3 protein-coding genes are annotated in these 2,607 nt (G+C 37.0%); 1 reads left to right on the forward strand and 2 read right to left on the reverse strand.

The window, feature by feature from the left end:
* Positions 1-68 precede the first annotated feature (68 nt).
* Together ACESSC_RS09710 and ACESSC_RS09715 are read right to left on the reverse strand one after the other, a co-directional pair.
* On the reverse strand, positions 69-749 hold the full coding sequence (locus tag ACESSC_RS09710) for an IS6 family transposase (RefSeq protein ID WP_373162732.1): 681 nt from the start codon (positions 747-749) through the stop codon (positions 69-71).
* 256 nt (positions 750-1,005) lie between these two features.
* A complete protein-coding gene (locus ACESSC_RS09715; protein ID WP_351154098.1) occupies positions 1,006-1,218 on the reverse strand; it encodes a site-specific integrase in 213 nt (70 codons plus the stop codon).
* Between the two features lie 128 nt (positions 1,219-1,346).
* Here ACESSC_RS09715 and ACESSC_RS09720 point away from each other — a divergent pair.
* A protein-coding gene (locus ACESSC_RS09720) for an IS3 family transposase (RefSeq protein WP_095586744.1) occupies positions 1,347-2,494 on the forward strand; the annotation gives its coding sequence in 2 pieces (ribosomal slippage) (positions 1,347-1,599 and positions 1,599-2,494; 1,149 coding nt in all).
* Positions 2,495-2,607: the final 113 nt, after the last annotated feature.

A 2,607-nucleotide genomic window follows, 5' to 3' on the forward strand; every position in this document is an offset into this window, starting at 1 on the left:
ATCTTGGACAAATTGGTTCTGTTGCGAAGTTTGAAAATCAAACGCGCCCTCTCTGAACTCCAAATATCTTAGGCTGGTATTCCCATTAATACCTTGATTTCAGTAGACACCGAAAAGCCGAAGAGCGTTCCATTTCTTCGGTTCTTTTTATATATTCCTCGAATGGTCTCCATGCCCTTAATCGTGGAAGAGTCTGTACGGAGACTTTGATAAAATTTATTTCGTCGTTTAATAGGTCGATGGTCTTGTTCTATTAAATTGTTAAGATACTTCACAGTTCGGTGCTCTGTCTTAGTATATAAACCCACACTCTGTAACTTTCTAAAGGCGGAGCCAAGAGAAAGTGCTTTATCGGTCACAATTGCTTTCGGCTCACCAAACTGTTTATGGAGTCGTTTTAAGAAAGCATAGGCTGCTTGCGTATCCCGTTTCTTTCGTAACCAGATATCTAAGGTTAAGCCGTCCGTATCAAGTGCACGATAAAGATAATGCCAACGTCCCTTAATTTTGATATAGGTTTCGTCCATTTTCCATGAATAGAAGGATTGTCTATTTTTCTTCTTCCAAAGATAATAGAGGACTTTGCTGTACTCTTGCACCCAACGATAAACCGTAGTATGACAAACATTTATTCCACGATCATATAACAATTCCTGAACTTCACGATAGCTTAGATTGTAACGCAGGTAGTAACCAACAGCGACAATAATGACGTCTTTTTTGAATTGTTTGCCTTTAAAATGATTCATTACTCTGTCCTCTCTGTCTTTTTTCTCAATTTTACACTAAAATAGATTTTTTGGAAAACTTTGCAACAGAACCCCTAAAACCATGGATGAACGAACAAAAAATCTCTCGTATTTTGTTTGTTCATCCACTAAAAATATGCGAACAGTATGGCTTCATTCAATCCTGTTCTTACAAGTCAAAAGCATCGAATCGTCCTTGGACGATTCAACAAAAAAAGTAGTCGTTTTTGGACGACTACTAAGTTCTAAACATTCATTACCCAAAATCAATTTGGTCTAACATCGTTTCTCGACTAGCTTGATCTAATCCAAGATACGTTAAGGTCATGGCTTCACTTGAATGGTTTAATAAATGCATCACTAAACCAATATTATAATTTGACTGCGTATAAACACGATAAGTGCCTGTTTTACGCATGGTATGCGTCCCTAGATAGTTGATTCCTAAAAGATCTCCAACACGTGCCATGGAGCTATACTATAAAAGTGGACAGAAAATTGGGTGTTATAATCTGTCTATTAAGACACAAAAATGAAAGGTGGAAAGGTTATAATAAACTAGACACAAAGTTAAGAGAAATCGTGGAAAGGTTTATTATGGCAAGAAGAAAATTCGATAAACAATTTAAAAATTCTGCAGTAAAACTCATTCTTGAAGAGGGTTACTCTGTTAAAGAAGTCAGCCAAGAGCTTGAGGTTCATGCCAATAGTCTTTATCGCTGGGTTCAAGAAGTTGAAGAATATGGAGAAAGTGCTTTTCCAGGCAATGGGACAGCCCTAGCTGATGCCCAACATAAGATTAAATTGTTAGAGAAAGAAAATCGTTATCTTCAGGAGGAACTTGAACTTCTAAAAAAGTTCCGGGTCTTCTTGAAGCGAAGCAAGTAAAACGTTTTGAATTTCTCTTGAAACATCATGGGAAGATAAAAATTAAGCATGCAGTAAAAGTTCTTAAGGTTTCTCGCTCAGGTTTCTATGAATACATGCATCGTCGTCCTTCAAAACAACAAGTGGAGAGAGAAATTCTCTCAGAGAAGATAAAAGCTGTCTTTCATGAGCATAAGGGACGCTATGGTGCGGTTAGAATTACCAAGGTACTTCATAATACTGGTATTATGACCAACACGAAACGTGTTGGGAAACTGATGCACTTGATGGGACTTTATGCCAAGGGAAGCCGTTATAAATATAAACATTACAACAGAAAAGGAGCTTCGCTTTCAAGACCCAATTTAATTAATCAGATCTTTAAAGCAACAGCTCCTAATAAAGTATGGCTGGGAGACATGACCTATATCCCTACCAAAGAAGGCACCTTATACTTAGCCGTGAATATCGACGTTTTTTCACGTAAGATTGTAGGCTGGTCAATGTCTTCACGGATGCAAGATAAACTGGTGAGGGATTGCTTCTTACAAGCTTGTGGGAAAGAACATCCTCAGCCTGGCTTGATTGTCCATACTGATCAAGGGAGTCAATATACAAGCTCTCGTTATCAATCTACTCTTCGTCAAGTCGGTGCTCAATCTAGCATGAGTCGTAAAGGAAATCCATATGACAATGCAATGATGGAGTCTTTTTATAAGACGCTAAAGAGGGAGCTTATTAATGATGCTCATTTTGAGACAAGAGCTGAGGCTACTCAAGAAATATTTAAATACATTGAGACCTATTACAATACAAAAAGGATGCATTCAGGTCTTGATTACAAGTCTCCAAAAGACTTTGAAAAATATAATTCTTAAATTCTCTTAACTCCGTGTCTAGTTTTTCGTTGACTTTCCATTAAGCGAATGTTAATATAATTATGATAAACTATGCTTATTCCAGAAAAACTTTTCAGAAGTATTTATGAAAA

It is taken from the genome of Collinsella aerofaciens, from assembly GCF_964243765.1.
Classification (GTDB): Bacteria; Actinomycetota; Coriobacteriia; order Coriobacteriales; family Coriobacteriaceae; genus Collinsella; species Collinsella aerofaciens_BU.

What these genes read in the sequence shown, in the direction of transcription:
- ACESSC_RS09710 (WP_373162732.1), bottom strand. Translation starts at nt 749, where the DNA reads ATGAATCATTTTAAAGGCAAACAATTCAAAAAAGACGTCATTATTGTC.
- ACESSC_RS09715 (WP_351154098.1), bottom strand. Translation starts at nt 1,218, where the DNA reads ATGGCACGTGTTGGAGATCTTTTAGGAATCAACTATCTAGGGACGCAT.